The organism is Telluria aromaticivorans (assembly GCF_013003915.1).
Lineage (GTDB): Bacteria > Pseudomonadota > Gammaproteobacteria > Burkholderiales > Burkholderiaceae_D > Telluria > Telluria aromaticivorans.
Window position 1 is genome coordinate 112,633 of record NZ_JABAIV010000010.1, and the last position, 18,723, is coordinate 131,355.

Here is an 18,723-nt window from a genome sequence, read left to right on the forward strand (position 1 = left end):
ATGACTATGCACAATGGCCACACTCCCCTGTTCCAGCCGGGGCCAACTGTTGCGTAAAGACGAAAAAAAACCACCCGAAGGTGGCTTTTTTGCCAATTGGTAAAAATTACGCGAGGCTGGCGAGCGCCTGCCCGATGTCGGCGATCAGGTCGCCGGTAGCTTCCAGGCCGATGTTCAGCCGCACCAGCACGCCGGCTTCTTTCCAGCCTGAGCGCATGGCGCGGATCCGGTAAGGCATCACCAAGCTGTTGGGTCCGCCCCAGCTGTAGCCGATGCCGAACAGCTGCAGCGCGTCGACGAAACGGTCGACCTGCTCTTCTGAATAGCGCGCGTCGAACAACACCGAGAACAGACCGCCGGCGCCGCTGAAATCGCGCTTCCAGGTTGCATGACCAGGACAATCGGCGAAAGCCGGATGCAGCACCTTCGTGATCTCCGGACGCGCCTTGAGCCATGTGGCGATCTCGCGGGCAGCAGCATCGTGCGCATCGAAACGCAGCTTCATGGTCGGCAGCCCGCGCATCACCAAATATGCATCGTCGGCGCCGACCCCGTAACCGAGCCGCATGTGCGCCTGCGCCAGCCTGTCGTTCAGCGCACGGTCGCGCGTGATCACCGCGCCCATCAACAGGTCCGCCCCGCCCGACTGGTACTTGGTCAGTGCATGCATGACGATGTCGGCGCCGACATCGAACCCACGCAGCGCCAGGCCGGCGGCCCAGGTGTTGTCCAGCGCGACCAGCACGCCCTTCTCTTTCGCGGCCTGGCAAATCGCGGGCAGGTCCGGCACTTCCATCGACACCGAACCGGGCGCCTCGGCCCAGATCAGCCTCGTGTTCGGCCCGATCAGTCCCGCGATACCGCTGCCGATCATCGGGTCATAGAAGCGCGCGGTGATGCCGAAGTCCTGCGACAGCCAGCGCCCCAGTTCGCGGTTCGGGTTGTATACGTTGTCGGGCAGGAGCACGTCGTCGCCGCTTTTCAGCAGTGCGAAGTCGACCATCGCGATCGCGGCCAGGCCCGAAGGCGCGAGCAGGCAGTGGCTGCCGCCTTCAATATCGACGAGGCGCGCTTCCAGCGTAAATGTGGTCGGGGTGCCGTGCAGGCCGTAGGTATAGCCGGTCTTGTCCTTCCACTGGCTCGAGCGCATCGCAGCCACGTTCTCGAACAGGACGGTCGAGGCGTGGTGGATGCCGGGCGGGAAGGCGTCGAAGCCGGCGGGAGGAGTGTAATCGCTATGGATCAGGGAGGTCTGGACCGACTTCTTCTTCATGCGGCTGCGCCCTCGCGGCTTCGGTTGATTAGTGCTTGATCAGGCGACGCTGGCCCACAGGTCGTGGGCGTCGGCGCGGGTGATCACGACGTCGATGAACTGGCCGACGACCGGCTTGGCCTTGCCCGGGGTGAGCGAGCGCTTGATGTGGACCACGCCGTCGATTTCCGGCGCATCCGCGCTAGAGCGCGCAATCGCTTCGCGCGCACCGACTTCGTCCACCAGCACGCGCATGGTGCGGCCGACCTTGGCCTGCATGCGCTTCAGGGAGATTTCTTCCTGCAGCAGCATCACGCGGGCGCGGCGTTCTTCGCGCACCGCTTCCGGCACCGGGTTGGCCAGCTCGTTGGCGGTCGCGCCTTCCACCGGCGAATAGGCGAAGCAGCCCAGGCGGTCGATCTGGGCTTCGCGCAGGAAGTCCAGCAGGTATTCGAATTCCTCGTCGGTCTCGCCCGGGAAACCGGCGATGAAAGTCGAGCGGATGGTCAGGTCCGGGTTCATCTTGCGCCAGGCCAGGATGCGGTCGAGGTTCTTCTCGCCGCTGGCCGGGCGCTTCATGCGCTTGAGCACATCCGGATGGGCGTGCTGCATCGGGATGTCGAGGTAAGGCAGCAGGTGGCCGTCGCTCATCAACGGGATCACCTGGTCGACGTGCGGGTACGGGTAGACGTAGTGCATGCGCACCCAGGCGCCGTGCTCGCGCGCCATCTCGCGCAGGGCTTCGGCCAGCTGGGTCATGTGAGTCTTGACCGGGCGGCCCTTCCAGAAGCCCAGGCGGAACTTGACGTCCACGCCATAGGCGCTGGTGTCCTGCGAGATCACCAGCAGTTCCTTGACGCCGGCCTTGAACAAATTCTCGGCTTCCTGCAGCACCTCGTGGATCGGGCGCGACACGAGGTCGCCGCGCATCGACGGGATGATGCAGAAGCTGCAGCGGTGGTTGCAGCCTTCGGAAATCTTCAGGTAGGCGTAATGCTTCGGGGTCAGCTTGACGCCGGTATCCGGCACCAGGTCGAGGAAAGGATTGTGCTGCGGTTTCGGCAGGTGCAGGTGGACCGATTCCATCACTTCGGTCACCGCATGCGGGCCGGTCACGGCCAGCACCTTCGGGTGCACCTTGGTGATGATGTCTGCTCCGTCCGCATCCTTCTTCGCGCCCAGGCAACCGGTGACGATCACCTTGCCGTTTTCGGCCAGCGCCTCGCCGATCGCATCCAGCGATTCCTGCACCGCCGCGTCGATGAAGCCGCAGGTGTTGACGATCACCAGGTCCGCGCCGTCATAGGAATTGGCGGTCTGGTAGCCTTCGGCGCGCAGCTGGGTGAGAATTTGCTCGGAATCGACCAGCGCCTTCGGGCAGCCAAGCGAGACGAAGCCGACCTTCGGCGCCGCTACGCCGGCGGCCGGGCTCGGGATGACGAGCGCGGGAGCGATGGCGGGAGCAACCACGGCGGCCGCGTTGGCGGTGGCGGAGTCGAGGATCGGATTACGGCGGAGTTCAGTCATGGGCGGTTGCAAACATTCTGGGCAATCCGCGATTGTACCTGAAGCGGGTGGCCCAGTCGAACCAGCCTGGAGGTTTTGCCGGCGTCCGCAACAGGGTTGCGGGCCGGCCGATGTCACTCAATTACTTCTTGTCCGTCGGCGGCGGGACGATGCCCGGGAACGGGAAGGCGCCGAACATGGCCTTGCTCTGGCTTTGCATCTGTTCCTGCATCTGAATGAACAGGTTTTTCGACTGGTCGATATAGCTGTTCATCATGCCCTGCATCATCGGGCCCTGGACGTTCATGAACTGGGTCCACATTTCCGGGCTGAAAGGCTTGCCCTCGACCGCGCCGGCAGCGCTGCTGGTGAACTTGTCCTGGATGTCGGTGAAGGCCTGCACGTTCTTCTCGAGGTAGGAGCCCATCATGCCCTGCATGGCATGGCCGTAGTAGCGGATGATCTGCGACAGCACCGCGCTCGAGAACATCGGGGCGCCGTTGGCCTCCTCTTCCAGGATGATCTGGAGCAGGATCGCGCGGGTGAGGTCTTCGTTGCTCTTGGCGTCGACGACGGTAAACTCGTCGGCGTCGAGCACCAGCTGCTTCACGTCGGTCAGGGTGATGTAGGAACTGGTCTGGGTGTCGTACAGACGGCGGTTCGGATACTTCTTGATCAGGCGTTCTGCACTCTTTTTCGTACTGCTCATCTCATGTCTCGTCGTTGTGCGCTGCGGTAGCATGAACCGCGCGCTATTTTTTTTGATTGGTTACCAAAAAAACTGGCGTCTGCGTCATCCCGCCGGACCCGGTATTGCCCTGCGGGACGATCAGGGTCTAACCATACCACGACCCGCGCGCAGGTGCAGCAATTATTAGACTGCTCACGTTCGTGGGTGTTTTGGCAATGCGGATGGGGTAGTGTGGCGGGAATTGTTTACGCGGGATCTGCCGCACATCGTAGCGTGGGCAAGTTCCTTGCCCACGCGTTCAACCAGTGTGTGCCCGGAGATATGGGGCTACGGAGCGAACACGGATTGAACGCGTGGGCAGAATCTGCCCACGCTACGAGTTCAGTCTGCTCTGGCTTTGACGTAACGCCCAGGCGCCGGCTCGGTCGGCTGGTAACGCTCATTCCCCGGTGCACTCGGCGCCGGCACATCCGCCCCGCCATTCTGCGCCAAAAACTTCGCCCACTCCGGCCACCAGCTCCCTTTGTGTTCAAGCGCCCCCGCCATCCACGCCTCGGCCGTCTTCGGCCGCCCCTTGCCGCCATTCTCATTCACCCAATAACTGCGCTTGCCCTTCGACGCCGGATTGATCACGCCCGCGATATGTCCCGAGGCGCCCAGCACGTAGCGGTTGGCCTTCGCGTTCTTCGGGTTCAGCAGGTCCATCGAGGCAAACGCCGCTTCCCACGGCACGATATGGTCTTCCTTCGAGCCATACAGGAAGACCGGCGCATCGATCGCACCCAGGTCGACCGGCACGCCGCAGACCGTCACGGCACCCGGCTCCCGCAGCTTGTTTTCCAGGTAGGTATTGCGCAGGTACCAGCAGAACATCGGGCCCGGCAAATTGGTGCTGTCGGCATTCCAGTACAGCAGGTCGAAGGCCGGCGGCTCCTTGCCTTTCAGGTAGTTCTGCTGCACATAGTTCCACACCAGGTCGTTCGGGCGCAGGGCCGAGAAGGTGGTGGCCAGGTCGCGGCCCGGCATCAGGCCGCCCTTGGCCAGCTTCTGCTCTCGCTGGGCCACCTGGGTTTCGTCCACGAACACGTCGAGCACACCGGTGTCGCTGAAATCGAGCAGCGTGGTCAGCAGCGAAACGCTGGCCGCCGGCTGCTGGCCGCGCGCCGCCAGCACGGCCAGTGCGGTGGCGGCAATGGTGCCGCCGACGCAGAAGCCGAACACATGGGTCTTTTCCTGCCCGGTGATCTCGCGCACCACCTCGATCGCCTTGATGGCGCCAGTCTCGACGAAATCGTCCCAGGTGGTGTGCCCCAGCGACTGGTCCGGGTTGCGCCACGAGACCATGAACACCGTATTGCCCTGCTCCACCACGTAGCGCACCAGCGAGTTCTCCGGCTGCAGGTCGAGGATGTAGAACTTGTTGATGCACGGCGGGATCATCAAGAGCGGCACCGCTTTCACGGTCGGGGTCGCCGGGGTGTACTGGATCAGCTGGAACAGTTCGTTCTCGAACACCACCTGGCCCGCCGAATTGCCGACATTGCGGCCCACCTCGAAGGCCGATTCGTCGGTGTGCGAGATGCGGCCCTTCTGCATGTCGGACAGCATATTGGTCAGGCCCTTGGCCAGGCTTTCGCCCTTGGTCTCGAGCAGCTTCTTCTGCGCTTCCGGATTGGTGGCGAAGAAATTGGCCGGGGACATGGCATCGACCATCTGCTGCACCGCGAAGCGGATCTTCTGGCGTTCGCGCGCGCCTGCCTCGACGGAATCGGCGAGGGCCAGCATGAACTGGGAATTGAGCAGGTAGGACGCAGCCGAGAAGGCCGACAGCGGATTCTCCTTCCATTCCGAGGCCGAGAAGCGCTTGTCGCCCAGCTCGGGCTGCTTGCCGACCACGAAATCCTGCCACAGTTGCCCGGCTTTTTTCAGGTAGTCGTCACGGAGGCTTTCCAGCTTCGCCGGCGGGATGCCGGCCCCGACATCCTTCAGGAGACCAGCCAGCGGATTGGCGCCGCCGACTGGCGGCACCATGGCCGGCATCGCCTGTGGCGCGGTCATCCAGCCCTGCCAGACCGTCGGGTCGGCGAACTGGGACATCCAGGTGGCGGCGAAAGCTTGGGGATCAGGCATGTTCATGTGAGCGTCCGTTGGTAGAATCAGCGTATTACGTCAATGAAAAGAACAAATTATGTGGATCGTCGCAGTTGCATGGATATACGTGGTCGCCCTGATGGCAGCAACCGAGCCGAGCATCGTGCACGGGCTCATGACCTTCCTCTGCTATTGCGTACTGCCATTATCCATTGTTTTTTATCTCACAGGTTCAAAACGGCGACGCGCGCGCCGTGAAGCGCTCGCGGGACAAGGCGAGGGCTCGGTGCCGATGGGCGCGCCCGAGACAACGGTGCCGCCGTTCAAGGCCAGCAAGGGAGGGGTTGGGGCCGGAGTCGATGGCGACGCCGATGGCGGAGGCGATGGTGGAGGTGGCGGCGACTGAAGCGCCGCCTCGTCGCCTTATTTAATCCAGATCAAACTGGCCTGGCGGCCGGTGACGTGGTCGCGCCGGTAGGAATAAAAGCGTTCCGGCGCCGTCGCAGTGCACAGGCCGCCGCCGTGGATGCGTGTAATGCCATCTCGCGCCAGCATCAGGCGCGCCAGGGCGCCCATGTCGGCCAAAAATTTTGCCGGTTGGTCAAATTTTCGGGCGAAGGCCGCCAGGGTGGCCGGACCCGGCAGCGCCGCAACGAAGGCGTCAACCACATCCTGGCCCACCTCGAAGGCAGTCGGGCCGATCGCCGGCCCCATCCAGGCAGTGATCTCGCCGGCACCCGCCGCGCGCATCGCGCGCACCGTTTCGCCCAGCACGCCAGCCGCCAGTCCGCGCCAGCCGGCATGGGCCGCGCCCACCACCCTGCCTTCCAGGTCGGCGAACAGCACGGGCAGGCAGTCGGCAGTCATCACTGCGCATACGACTCCAGCGCTTGAGGCGATGCTGGCGTCGCCCGTGCGTACCGGCTGGCCGGGACCAACCGTGGCGGCATCGACCACATCGGCGCCGTGCACCTGCGCGACCCAGGCTGGACGGCCCGGCAAGAAAGCCTGCAGGCGCTCGCGGTTGACGCGCACCATTTCCGGATCGTCCCCGCAATGCAGGCCCAGGTTCAGGCCACCTCCGCCCTTGCCGTCACCGTAGGGACCAAGGCTGACCCCGCCGTCGCGGCCGGTGGCAAGCGCGCCGACCGAAGCCGGCAGGTCGGGCCAGTCCGGCCAGACCAGTGCTGCAGGGTCCAAAGGCGCCATCAGTCTTCCGCGTTCTCGTCGCCCGGCTCGGGAATCCCGGCGCGTGCGATCAGTTCCGCGAAGTCGGCGGCCAACGGCACGGTCCATTCGCATTGCTCGCCGGTGGCCGGGTGTACCAGGCCGAGGCGGCGCGCCTGCAGCGCCTGGCGGTGGAAGACCGGGGTCAGGTGCTGCTTGCCATAGGTCGAATCGCCGATCAGCGCAAAGCCGAGGTGCTGCATGTGCACGCGGATCTGGTGGGTGCGGCCGGTTTCCAGGTTACAGCGCACCAGCGATACCGGGCGGCGGTCCAGGGTGCCGGTCGACACCAGCTTGTAATGGGTGATCGCCGGCTTGGAGAACGGGCTCGACGATACCGCCATCTTGATGCGGTCTTTAGGGTGGCGTCCCATGCCGGCGTCGATGGTGCCGCGCAGGCGCGGCGTGCCCCAGACCAGCGCAAAGTATTCGCGCTTGACGGTGCGCGCCTGCAGCTGGCGCACCAGGTCGGTCTGCGCGGCCAGCGTCTTGCCGACCACCATCAGGCCACTGGTGTCCTTGTCGAGGCGGTGCACGATGCCGGCACGCGGCACGCCCACCAGCTGCGGGGCATGGTGCAGCAGGCCGTTGAGCAGCGTGCCCGACCAGTTGCCGGCGCCCGGGTGCACGACCAGTCCGGCCGGCTTGTTGACCACCAGGATGTCGTCGTCTTCGTAGACGATGTCCAGTTCCATGGGTTCCGGCGTAAAGGCCGTGTCTTCCGGCGCGGCCTGCGGTTCGATGACAACCAGCTCGTCGCCGTAGGCGGTGTCCTTGCCGCGCGCTGGCTTGCCGTCGACCTTGACGAATCCGGCCTCGAACCACAGCTGCAGGCGGGCGCGCGAGAATTGCGGCACCAGGCCTGCGATCACCTTGTCGAGCCGCTGGCCGCAGACCTCCGGCGTCAGGTGCAGGGTGATCGGCGACGCATCGATGCCCGGGTGGGCGAGGTCGAAGCCGCCCTCCAGGTCGTCATCGAGATGCGCCTCCAGGTCAGGGTCAAAAGGCATTTCCGCCGAAATCGGCGCAGGAGTTAATATCACGTGAGTCCCATCGGCTATAATCAGCCGTTCGTTGAATCTAGGTAAAACTTTCTTGCAAAGAGCTATGCAAAAAAAATTGTCTGTGTTGGTTGCCGCTTGTGCCTTTGTCGGCCTTTCCGCGTGCAGTATGCTGCCGGAACGGTCCGATGACACCAAAAACTGGTCAGCGGAGAAATTATACGCTGAGGCGCGCGATGAGATGAATGGCGGCCACTATGAAGCGGCAATCAAGCTGTTCGAGCGCCTCGAATCGAACTACCCGTTCGGCACCTATGCCGCGCAGGCGCAGATGGAAATCGCCTACGCCCACTACAAGGCACAGGACCAGGCCGAGGCGCTGGCCGCGGTGGAGCGCTTCATCAAGCTGCACCCGAACCATCCGCAAGTGGACTACATGTACTACCTGCGCGGCCTGGTCAACTTCAATGACCAGCTCGGCTTCCTGAGCTTCGTCTATTCCCAGGACCCGACCGAACGCGACCCGAAAGCGACGCGCGAAGCCTTCGCCGCCTTCAAGGTGCTGGTCGACAAGTTCCCGAACAGTAAGTATGCGCCGGACGCGATCTCGCGCATGAACTACCTGGTCAACGCGATGGCCCAGTACGAAGTCCACGTGGCGAATTATTACTATCGCCGCGGCGCCTACCTGGCTTCGCTGAACCGCGCCCAGGCTGCGGTGAAGGACTATAGCGATGCCCCGGCACGCGAAGAAGCCCTGTTCCTCATGATCCGCGCCTACGACAAGCTCGGCATGCCGGTGCTGCGCGACGACGCCCAGCGCGTCTTCGTGGCCAACTACCCGAACAGCCGCTTCCTGAACCCGAACGCGGTCGGCGACGCGCCATGGTGGAAGTTCTGGTCGAAGTCGGGACCGAAGCCGTCGCCAAAAGACGCGCTGTAAGAGGGGTCTGCGAAGAGCGCGGCCGGAGTAAACCGGACCGCGCCATTTGTTCATTCCGCCCGGCGGCGGAATACCCAGTTGCGTTCGCTCGATGCCGCGGCGTCATAGGCATAGCCGTCCGCATCGAAACCCTTGAGCTTCTCCGGATCCTTGATGGCCTGCTGCGCCGCATAGCGCGCCATCAGGCCGCGCGCGCGCTTGGCGAAGAACGAGATGATCTTGTACTTGCCGTTCTTCCAGTCCTCGAACACCGGCGTGATCACCGGTACGTCCAGCAGCTTAGGCCTGACCGACTTGAAGTATTCTTCCGAAGCCAGGTTGACCAGCGCCTTCGCCCTGGTCTCCAGGATCTGGCGGTTCAGCGCCTCGGTCACGCTGTCGCCCCAGAAGGCATACAGGTTGCTGCCGCGCGCATTTGCCAGGCGCGTGCCCATTTCCAACCGGTAGGGATGCATGCGGTCCAGCGGGCGCAGCAAACCGTACAGGCCCGACAGGATCCGCAGGTGCCGCTGGGCGTAGTCGATCTCCTTCGCGGCGAGCGTGCGGGCATCAAGCCCGCCGTACACGTCGCCGTCGAAGGACATGATGGCCTGGCGCGCCTTCGCATGGTCTTCGCCCCAATGGGCGTAGCGCGAGACGTTCAGCATCGCCAGGTTGTCGGACAGGTCCATCAGTTCCGAGACCTGGCCGGGCGAATAGGCGCGCAGCACCTCGATCAGCTCGGCGGCCTGGGGGATGAATTCCGGGCTGGAGTGCTTCCTGGTGGTCGGTAGGGAATCGAGGTCGAGGGATTTTGCGGGCGACAGGACTATCAGCATTGTTTCAAACAGCTTTACACAGTAATTTCGAAGAAAATATTTCCGCCATGATACCCGTTCCAAGCAAACCCATCGTCATCGACACCAATGTCTGCCTCGACCTGTTCGTGTTCCGCGATCCGCGCTGGGCCGAGCTGTTGTCAGCGCTGGAATCGGGCGCCATCGTGGCAGTGACGCGGGTCGACTGCCGCGACGAATACCTGGCGGTGCTGCGCTATCCTCACCTGCCGCTGGATGAAGCCAGCCGCCTGGAAGCGGCCGCGCGTTTCGATACCCTGCTGCAGGTGGTCGCGCCTGACGCGAAGCACGTGCGGCTCCCGGTCTGCACCGACCGCGACGACCAGAAATTCCTGGAACTCGCGCGCGACGCCGGCGCCGGGGTCCTGATCACCAAGGACAAGGCCCTGCTCAAGCTGAACCGGCGCACCACGCGCGAGGGCATGTTCCGGATCATGCTGCCCGAAGCCTGGCTCAAGGCCCGGCTGAGTGAAGAAAGCAGTGCCGCGCTAGAATAAGCGCATTGCCTTCATTACGACCTGCCATGACCACTCCCGTATTGCGCACACGCCTGCCCCAGGTCGGCACCACCGTTTTCACCCAGATGTCCCAGCTTGCCCTTGAGAACAAGGCCGTCAACCTCGGACAGGGTTTCCCCGACTTCGACTGCGACCCCAGGCTGGTCGACCTCGTGAGCGAAGCGATGCGCGCGGGCCACAACCAGTATCCCTTCGTGGCCGGCGTGCCCGCGCTGCGCGAAGCGATCGCCGCCAAGATCGAAGCCTTGTACGGCCGCCACTACGACGTGGCGAGCGAGATCACCGTGACCACCGGCGCCTCGCAGGCGATCCAGACCGCGATCCTGTGCAGCGTGCACCCGGGCGACGAAGTGATCGTGATCGAACCGGCCTATGACTGCTACCTGCCGGCGATCGCGCTGGCCGGCGGCGTCCCAAGGCCGGTGGCGATGCGCCTCGGCGAAGGCGGCTACAGCGTGCCCTGGGACGCGGTGGCGGCAAGCGTCACGCCGCGTACGCGCATGGTGGTCATCAACTCGCCGCACAACCCCACCGGCTCGATCCTGCGCGCCGCCGACCTGGAAGCGCTGGCCGGCATCGTCAAAGGCACCGACATCCTGGTGCTGTCGGACGAGGTCTACGTTATAGGGAAGGCTAATTAACACTGGATTAATAAAAAATTTCGTCTAGTATGAACTTATATGGAAGCGACGGATCACACAATAGAAGACGCACATTGTGTGATTACGTCAACCGAAAAGTGAGCCTATATGATTCCGAAGCGCAGAGATGCCTTCCCCTATCGGGTGGCCTATGGCACTAAGGAATTTCTGGAAAAAAAAGGTTTTGGGCGGGTCGCCGCTCTTCCATTCATCATGGATAACCGAGCCGGCTATCACCGGATCGCCAACCAATTTCTGATTGACATCGGTTTGGGTGAGTGGAGTGTAGGGACGCGCGGTGCTGAGCATGCATCTACTATTCCGCCGACTGAGCGCACCATGCACAACTATGCGCATTGGCTGAAGAACTACCTGGAGTACTGCCACGTCCGTGGCAAAGATCCCCTCAAGGCTGATTACAAAATCGACTTAATCCAGAGCTATCAAGGGGAGATGAGCACGGGCAGTTGGTCGCGGGACAACGTCGGACTAAAGGCCAGAACAGTCAACGCGCGTGTTGATGTTGCGTGCATGTTTTTACAGTGGGCTGTTGATAAAGGTCTGCGCGAACCATTTCACATCCCCAAGGTGCGACGGACCCTTGTCGTCGATAGCCCTCACAGCAGTGGCGCCAGGACGACCAAAATAGTGGAAGCCCGACGGGGGAAAGTCAGAGAAAGCAAACGTCGGCTTGGGTTTCCAGATGAAATCGAAATCGGCGCGTGGCTGATGCGAGTGCGCAAAACATGCACGGTCGAGGGCCTGATTGCGGAACTAATTCTTGAAACTGCAGTGCGCCGCGCGGAGGCGGCGGCGTGGCGCATCGACACCTTGCCGCTTGACCCGTGCGAGTGGCATGTCGTCAATCAGAAAGCGCCCATCGACAATCAGGCCGTAGTAGTCTTGCTGCGCTACGATACCAAGGGACACGACTACGGCGAAGACCATGGTGACAAGATAGGCCCGGAGGACCAAATTCTCCTCCCGATGCCGATGGCGCTCAAGCTCCACGAGTACCGTCAGAAAGTTCGGCCGAAGGCACTGACAGTTGCACTGCGCAAGGCAACGAACGTTCGTGAGGCACAAGCCTTGCGAGAGAACGCGGTCCACTTGTTCCTTAATCCAGCCACGGGCGAGCGCTACACCGGGCAGAACATCTATGATTTCTGGACCCGCAATAGTGCTCGGTGTCCACGTGGCTGGTCACCTCATCTGGCGCGCGACTTCTGGGCGTGCCGCGTGCTGTGGAAACACCTGACCCAGCAACAAGCATTAGTTGATCAGGCCATTAAAAACAAGGTTGACCCCTCCGTACTAAAAATACTGGCTCTCGACATTGAGGGGTTCATCCAGCTAACGATCAAGCCCCAACTCAGGCACGTGTCCCGCGAGACAACCATGATTTACCTGCAATGGGTATCGGACCGGCTGGGTCTGAACATGAATTTCGTTGAGAACTATATGCAGCAACTGAGCGAAGAGGACATTGACAACGAAAACATTGCCGAAGAGGATAACAAGTGAATATCCGCGAATACAACAAGGACCACCTGAAGGAGCGCGCCGGCGTCATGCCAGCGGCGCCGGTCGAAGTCGACGCTCCTCAATCCGGCGATCCACTTCTGTTCTGGACACAACATGAGAAGGACCCTATTGAAGTCAACTTGCACCCTCTCGCCAATGGACAAAGAGGAGCAAGTCAAACAGGAGGTGATAGCAGATTCATTGCATTCAGCGCTCGCCCAAGGCTCATCCTTCAACTGGCTCCGGCCATTGAAGAAGCTGTTTTGTATGCAGGGAAAGCGACTGTTCACTCCTATCTAAATACGCTACGAGACTGGTGGCGTATCCTTGATGCGGTGGAGGCGGCTGCAGCGACTGCCGGTCAGCCCATGACACGGGTCGATGATGTGCGGCTGCTGACCCAGGTTCATAGCGAATATGCCCATCGCAGCGGCATGCACCGTACAAACTTTAGCAAATTTTGCACCCTTGCAAACGCTACCCTTAGGGCATTGGGGACTCGCCAAATGTATTGGGAATCGCCCGAAGACGTTGGCGTCCAAAAGCACATCCCACCGGAAGAGCAGCGAAAAGCCCTTCGCATCGCACTTAAACGTTCCTGCCGAAATGTGCTGGAAAGGTGGGCGAAGTCTGATCGGCTCAGTCAAATTGCCGTGGAGCCGGAAGACCCGGAAGAAGCAAATCTGTATCGACACGTACATTACATGCGCAACATCCAGAACAAAACTGGCAAGGTGCTACCGACGCCTAATGAGTTGCGCGATGGTGTTCCTCAATCGACCCTTAATTACAGGGGAATATATATGGGCCCCTTGCGGGAATCCATCTTCCCAAGCGGGCGGGATGCAGATGCGGTATGGTATTTGTGCCTCGTGAACACCGGCTGGAATCCGTCTACGCTCATCGCCCTGGATGCCACCAAGAAGTTTCTGTTTGACCACTTCAAAGATGATCCGAATGATTCCCATCGGCGTTTCGTACTTAGCCCGCAAACGTACGAACTGATCGGGGAAAAAGAACGCGCAGGCGGAAAGGAACAAGTCGTTACGGGTCAATGGAAGACCCAAGATGGCCCTGGCCACCTAATCAAGACCTATCTGGAGCGTGTCGCACCGCTACGCGAATTACTCAATCAGCAACTTATCCAGGAAAAGCTCAAATACGAGAAAATGGAACGTGAAGGTGCGGGGTATTCAGAGCGCGCTGCGCAGTTTGCAGAAGTGAAGTCTATCGAGCAGGGCTGCCGCAGCGTATGGCTGCATGTCGTCAACGGTGGAAACATTGCGTGGATTTCCAACTCAGCCCCAAGACGGTTATATTGTGTTAATGGGGCGGCGGTAACTTATGTGGACGAAGTTGTTCACTTGCTCAACGCGCAAAGGGTCGCCACCAACGAACAACGGGTCAAGCATAAGGAGACGCTACTTACACCTCTTGCGCCTGTTCCGCGTGTAAGGGCGAAAGATTTTCGGGTGTGGTTTGCTGACTATGTATACCGGGCCAGCAACGGCAACATTCTTCAGGTGAAAAAAGCACTTGGCCATTCGAGACTGCGTACTTCCATCGGTTATGTGGATTCCAACATTCTTAATCAGGAGGCAAGCGACGCCGCGCGCCGCTTCCTCAACATTCTGGAGGGAGAGCTGGACGCGGGCCGAATCGACCTAGCCATCCTCGCTTACTTGTATCGGCACGGCGAACTGAGCCCTGAACAAGAAGATCTTCTTGTTCAGTCGCGCACCCTTCCAAAGAGCCGTATGAATGTAGCATGCAAGGACGCCCTCCATCCCCCATCTCACATCAAGGCTACCGCCGACGAAGCTTGTGATGTGCAGCGCTGCATGTTGTGCCCGGAAAACGCAGTGCTGCTACCGGAATCGCTGGATGGCATCGCCATGCGCGTGGAGGAACTGCGAGCGCTACAGGGTTTCCTGCCCATCGGAACATGGGCCGAAGACCGGTATGACATTGAGCTCAAGAATAATCTCATGGCCCTGCGCAAATTCGACCTGAACCGAAGCCTAACCAAACGCCAGAAATGGGCGCGTGCGATTGCCGCTGGCGAGCACTACGTGCCGGGTGTGCCCTTGGCTTCCTCACCCTAGCTGAGGGAGTTGGTATGACCGTACCCGAAAAATCTTCATTGACGACATCACTTCACCAGGACAACGCCAGCGCGCAGGCTCAAGCGCTATTCCCTTTAGAAAACCTGCAGCACCTCGATCCTGAAAGCGCCCGACGCTGCCAGTCTGTCCTAGGGCACGGCGGGACATATGGCTTCTGGAAGGCGCCTGAGGCAATCATTGCGCATATAAATAGGAGCTACCGTTGCATTGATCTGCGTCGGCGGATTGCCGCGTCTCTACCAGATAAATTGCCGTCCTCCCCTGCATTGGACGCGCTTCTGGATGAAGGGGTGCTGTGGTTGACCCGCCTGGCATTGCTGATGCGCATGGGGCCGGCGGGTATGGGAACGCGGGCAAAACTAAAGCCGTTGAGCGCGAGCACAATCGCGGTAGGACTGTACTCGCCTCTTCCCATGCTGGTTGCACGTGGGGTGATGCGACGACTGGAATGTCCAGGCAAATCCAGCACAGGTTTCGCGGCTGCCTTAACGGCGGATGAGGTTCGAGAATGGTGGTCGGACAAACTTTTCGGCGCCGAGCTGAAGCGGCTTACGCAGTTGCACGAGCTGCATCTCTGGCCGGATGTGCCTGCGGCCCGGGAATTCAAGGGAAAGACAACGACGGTGCGCGGGGCACGGCCTCAGAAACAGCCTCAACGAAAATCAGTGCCATTTCCGGCAATCCCGGATGATTACCTCGCAGCGATGGGACCGCGGGTGTTGTGGCTGATCAGAGACCTAGGCCCTAACCTGGTCCATTTACTCGATACGCTGCCTACACTGCTCGAGCCAGGCAAAACCCAGTCTGGTACAAGCATCACTGCATGCATCGTTCGCTACTTCGGCGCCAACGTCTGGCGTGACCGGAACGGTCAGGTCATTATAGGGCCGCCCTTCAATCAACGGCATGCCAATAAATTGGGAAAGCGAAATCGCAAGTACCCCACGGAACCCGACCGCTTCCCGTGGCCCCCGAGGCATTGGAGCCGTGTACAAGCTTTGGCGGCCACCCTGCAGAGCGCACACCTCTGGATAGTACTGCTTGTCATGGCCGCACGTGTTGGAGAGGTTGCAGCGCTGCCGCGCGATTGCATCGAATTCGCGCAGGATGGCCAGCCCTACGCCAACGGAAAAACGTACAAGCCTTCGCGCGCCCTCGCCGGGCGTGAACGGGAATGGCCGATACCCGAAATCCTAGTTGATGTGTTCGCGCAGCAAGTGAAGCTCGTTAACCTCAGCGAGCGCCTGGCGCGGATCATCGAGGCTCGGGGGGAAATGGGCGATTTCATTGGGGATAGCACTCACCTGTGGGCGTCCCTTGGCGCAAGTCCTAGCTCACATGCGACAGAAAGACTTGAAAACTTTGGCGAAAGTCTTCAAGTGCTCGCCCGGCGCATCGACTTGACCGACAAGCCCGGCGGCAAAAACCTGCACCCGCACCGCTTTCGTGGAACGCTGGCGCGGCTCGCAGGCCTGGCCATCGATGGCAGTCAGAAGGTGCTGATGTTGCTGCTGGGGCACGAGGATATAACCACGACGCTGGGCTACATGCAAGCCGATCCGGCCTTTGCCAAGGAGGTTGATGACGTCACGCGCGAACTTCGGATCCTGCGTGGCGAGGCGCTAATTGAGGACATGCGCGCGGCCATGCTCGATGTGAACCACCTGCCCTATGGCGGCCACGGCGGTGGCGGAGCGCCAGTACTCTCGGATGCTGTGCGAGCCTATGAAGTAGAACTACATCGCACTGGCGAGGATTGGGGCGTCGATACTGCCCGCGAACTGTCTGTTCTGCTGACCAACAACGGGGAGAGTGCCCGCCTCATCAGTGCATATGTCGTCTGCACCAAGGTGGCGGGCGAGGTAGGCCTGTGCAGTAAAAAAAAGGGGGCAATTGTCGCCAGCAACTGCCAGACAGAGTGCCGCAACCGCATCGAGGACAAGACCGGCAGGCGCGATACAGAGCGGGTCATACCGATCCTGGTGCAGCACGCGCAACAGAATGTCGCCGACAACAACTGGCTGCCATTGCAGCGTGACAAGAAGCAATTGGAACAGGAACTGAAACGCTACGACGACATCGGCGCACAGTGGCGTGACAGACCCGAAGTGCGATCAATCCTTGAGGCTGGCACATGAGCGCCGTACAAAAGGAGGCAGCGCGACGGCGAGGCGAGGCACGGACCGCGGGGGTGGAAGCCAGTGTCCGCGAGGCGATGAGGACCATCGAGAAGGAGATGTTGGACAACCAGGGCATCTATCCTGAAAACGGGGGGGCAGTCAGCATGAACGAGGTGGCTCGGCGCGCCAAAATTTCGTTAACCACGTTGTTCTCCCCGAAGCAGAAGGAGCTGGGGAAGGTTGTGAAAGCCTGGGTCGAATCGCTCAAGAAAACAGAAGTCGTCGGGCGCAAACGCGTGCAGCGTACGTTCGCCGAGCGCTCTGAGGATTGGCGCAATCTATTCCTTGCCTTGCAGGATACCCATATTGCAACGGAGCTAGATCTGCATGATGCCAAGGTACAGCTTGAAGAGACACTGAAGTCTCTGGCCGAAATAACCGACAAGTACGACATCCTGTGCGAACAGTTGCGCGCCGAAGCCGGCAGCAAAGTTACGGCATTCCCGAAAAGGAAAAAATAATGCCACGCCAATCCGTCATCCCCGAGGTGCTGTCTCGCATCGCCCCATGTCCCAAGCGCCGAGTTGTCAAAAAAAAGCATTCGTGAGCGAGACGCGACAGGAATCGATTGCCGTGCAATCGTAAGCGTAGGCTCAGAGCCGTCTTGAGTCGGCCGTCGAGTTGCATGATGATAGGCGCACGCCGCTGGGAAGCGGCGCGTCTCTTGCAGGTGCCAGCTTCACGGGGCAATGCCAGGGCAGGAACTCGTCAACAAAGTTGACGGGATGATTGGCGATGTGGGCTAGCATCGATTTAAGGCAGGTTATGTCTAAACCATAAACTGCCTAAATTCCTTTAGCCAAGCCTTACCGTCTGATCAAATCGAAACTACTACAACTTAGGCTCACGGTCGATTTGCATAGTCGAATAATGCATTCTTGGCGAAACTTGCTTCAGAAATTAGCCTGTTTAGCTTTTCAACCTTTCCGATTTCAACTTGATAAGTAGCGACTAAAGCGGAAAAATCCTTGACTACAAAGTGCATCCACTTCTCTTGTTCGTAAGGTTGAAAGCCATCGTGTTCCCGTGGTGGAAAAAATGGATATTGAGGCCGGCCCAATCTTGTCTCAAATTGAGAAATTCGTACACCTTTTCTTGCATCACCCTCCGCGTAGAAATAGGTTGCGTTAAGAGCCGAAACAGCTATTGTCCACCACCTTCCCACATAGCTAGCAATTTGGTGGTCCGCGTTGGCGGCATTATGAAAGGCTGTCACACTGGCAAACCCGAGAGATTCAGGCAGATCGTAGTTTGTGTCCTGCGAAAAGTAATCTGCCCACTTACCAGCGTATTCTTTGGACACTTGAGCTTGACTGGGTTGCTTGCTTGATAGCATATAATATCCGTACAATGAAGCAAGCGCGCCCGCCATGACATATTCTATGGGTGAGAAAGTGAAATGCATATAGTTGGCTAGCTGCGTGGTACTAATTGGTAGCCCATTTGGGTTGTTAATTACACTAATAATATTTTGAAGATTCTGATCTGGGATAGTTTCTGGGGTGTAACCACGCGCATTCACCTCAACGTGGACCCGCAAGGGATCAATTTTCGATCCAACCTGCACAACAACAGTTTCCCGGGGAACCTTTGCCAATTCTTGCCCAAGTCTCGCAATTTCATTAAGAATTTCGTCAAGTTTTGCGACGATTAGGTCTATTTTTCCGGATACTTCACTTTGCCACTTGTGTGTTTCGCCAGCATTGAGGATGCTTAATGCAGCCCCAACAGATTAGATTACAGTAGACGGCTCGATTCACTGGGCGATCGACCTATCCCTCGGAATTAGTCGAGCGTGAAAGCCAGATTCATAAAGAGTTCGCAATATTTCAGACCGCTCTCCATAAAAGCCGGTAGCTTCGGTTGAAACACTTCTATCTTCTTCATTCGCCTCATTCGTCATAGCCCCTCCTCTTTCAGTCGCGTCAGTGATTTAGCTAGCGAACCTATCATTTACTTGAAATTGCGTATCATTCGATCGTACCGAAGTTTGCGTGGGCCGGTGTATTCAAAACCGCTCCGTAAGCATAAATACAACGTTTTGGTGATTTCGAACTAAGACGCCCAAAGGCAAAATCAACATCTGGACGGGAGCCCGGATGCAGAGGGGGTTTTCAATGCAGGTACGCAACACAAGGGCAAGTCCAACGAACACCCTAACTGAGATGTTTACGGGTAGTTGCTTGC

Annotated in this window: 15 protein-coding genes and 1 pseudogene; 8 read left to right on the forward strand and 8 right to left on the reverse strand. The window is 59.8% G+C overall.

Going from position 1 to position 18,723, the window contains the following annotated elements; translation table 11 throughout:
* Window positions 1-106: 106 nt before the first annotated feature.
* The 4 genes from HGB41_RS21230 to phaC all read right to left on the reverse strand — a co-directional run bounded on the left by HGB41_RS21230 (window position 107) and on the right by phaC (window position 5,585).
* Window positions 107-1,273 carry a cystathionine beta-lyase gene (locus tag HGB41_RS21230; protein WP_171088246.1) on the reverse strand — a complete coding sequence of 389 codons (1,167 nt, stop codon included), beginning with the start codon at window positions 1,271-1,273 and terminating at the stop codon, window positions 107-109.
* A 39-nt stretch (window positions 1,274-1,312) separates the two neighbouring features.
* Window positions 1,313-2,779: a 30S ribosomal protein S12 methylthiotransferase RimO gene (gene rimO / locus HGB41_RS21235; protein WP_171088248.1), complete on the reverse strand. Its 1,467-nt coding sequence runs from the start codon at window positions 2,777-2,779 to the stop codon at window positions 1,313-1,315.
* Window positions 2,780-2,900: 121 nt separating this feature from the next.
* Window positions 2,901-3,467, reverse strand: a complete 567-nt coding sequence (gene phaR, locus HGB41_RS21240; protein ID WP_171088249.1) for a polyhydroxyalkanoate synthesis repressor PhaR — start codon at window positions 3,465-3,467, stop codon at window positions 2,901-2,903.
* Between the two features lie 363 nt (window positions 3,468-3,830).
* Complete coding sequence (gene phaC / locus HGB41_RS21245; RefSeq protein WP_171088251.1) at window positions 3,831-5,585, reverse strand: class I poly(R)-hydroxyalkanoic acid synthase; 1,755 nt, start codon at window positions 5,583-5,585, stop codon at window positions 3,831-3,833.
* A 52-nt stretch (window positions 5,586-5,637) separates the two neighbouring features.
* Between phaC and HGB41_RS21250 the strand changes: the two genes are divergently transcribed.
* A complete protein-coding gene (locus HGB41_RS21250) occupies window positions 5,638-5,946 on the forward strand; it encodes a hypothetical protein (RefSeq protein WP_171088067.1) in 309 nt (102 codons plus the stop codon).
* Between the two features lie 17 nt (window positions 5,947-5,963).
* Here the strand turns inward: HGB41_RS21250 and pgeF are convergent, their stop codons facing one another.
* Both pgeF and HGB41_RS21260 read right to left on the reverse strand, forming a co-directional pair.
* Window positions 5,964-6,749 carry a peptidoglycan editing factor PgeF gene (gene pgeF, locus HGB41_RS21255; RefSeq protein ID WP_171088253.1) on the reverse strand — a complete coding sequence of 262 codons (786 nt, stop codon included), beginning with the start codon at window positions 6,747-6,749 and terminating at the stop codon, window positions 5,964-5,966.
* Entirely contained in the window at window positions 6,749-7,777 is a 1,029-nt protein-coding gene (locus HGB41_RS21260) for an RluA family pseudouridine synthase (protein WP_171088255.1), read from the reverse strand. Before HGB41_RS21260 ends, pgeF begins: the two co-directional genes overlap by 1 nt.
* A gap of 97 nt (window positions 7,778-7,874) precedes the next feature.
* Between HGB41_RS21260 and HGB41_RS21265 the strand changes: the two genes are divergently transcribed.
* Window positions 7,875-8,711, forward strand: a complete 837-nt coding sequence (locus tag HGB41_RS21265) for an outer membrane protein assembly factor BamD (protein WP_171088257.1) — start codon at window positions 7,875-7,877, stop codon at window positions 8,709-8,711.
* A gap of 50 nt (window positions 8,712-8,761) precedes the next feature.
* On the opposite strand, the gene yaaA is transcribed toward HGB41_RS21265, so the two are convergent.
* Window positions 8,762-9,529: a peroxide stress protein YaaA gene (yaaA, locus tag HGB41_RS21270; protein WP_171088258.1), complete on the reverse strand. Its 768-nt coding sequence runs from the start codon at window positions 9,527-9,529 to the stop codon at window positions 8,762-8,764.
* A 47-nt stretch (window positions 9,530-9,576) separates the two neighbouring features.
* On the opposite strand from yaaA, the gene HGB41_RS21275 reads away from it, so the two are divergent.
* The 6 genes and pseudogenes from HGB41_RS21275 to HGB41_RS21300 all read left to right on the forward strand — a co-directional run bounded on the left by HGB41_RS21275 (window position 9,577) and on the right by HGB41_RS21300 (window position 16,997).
* Window positions 9,577-10,044 carry a putative toxin-antitoxin system toxin component, PIN family gene (locus HGB41_RS21275; RefSeq protein WP_171088260.1) on the forward strand — a complete coding sequence of 156 codons (468 nt, stop codon included), beginning with the start codon at window positions 9,577-9,579 and terminating at the stop codon, window positions 10,042-10,044.
* Between the two features lie 26 nt (window positions 10,045-10,070).
* A pseudogene (locus HGB41_RS21280) lies at window positions 10,071-10,685 on the forward strand (aminotransferase class I/II-fold pyridoxal phosphate-dependent enzyme); the annotation flags it as partial.
* A gap of 129 nt (window positions 10,686-10,814) precedes the next feature.
* Window positions 10,815-12,230 (forward strand): site-specific integrase, encoded by a 1,416-nt coding sequence (locus HGB41_RS21285; protein ID WP_171088265.1) that lies wholly within the window; start codon window positions 10,815-10,817, stop codon window positions 12,228-12,230.
* A complete protein-coding gene (locus HGB41_RS21290; protein WP_171088266.1) occupies window positions 12,227-14,335 on the forward strand; it encodes a hypothetical protein in 2,109 nt (702 codons plus the stop codon). Before HGB41_RS21285 ends, HGB41_RS21290 begins: the two co-directional genes overlap by 4 nt.
* A 14-nt stretch (window positions 14,336-14,349) precedes the next feature.
* On the forward strand, window positions 14,350-16,494 hold the full coding sequence (locus HGB41_RS21295) for a site-specific integrase (protein ID WP_171088268.1): 2,145 nt from the start codon (window positions 14,350-14,352) through the stop codon (window positions 16,492-16,494).
* Window positions 16,491-16,997: a hypothetical protein gene (locus tag HGB41_RS21300; RefSeq protein WP_171088270.1), complete on the forward strand. Its 507-nt coding sequence runs from the start codon at window positions 16,491-16,493 to the stop codon at window positions 16,995-16,997. Before HGB41_RS21295 ends, HGB41_RS21300 begins: the two co-directional genes overlap by 4 nt.
* A 383-nt stretch (window positions 16,998-17,380) precedes the next feature.
* On the opposite strand, the gene HGB41_RS21305 is transcribed toward HGB41_RS21300, so the two are convergent.
* The gene (locus HGB41_RS21305) at window positions 17,381-18,133 is read right to left on the reverse strand and encodes a hypothetical protein (protein ID WP_171088271.1); all 753 of its coding nucleotides are present in this window, start codon (window positions 18,131-18,133) and stop codon (window positions 17,381-17,383) included.
* Between the last annotated feature and the right edge of the window lie 590 nt (window positions 18,134-18,723).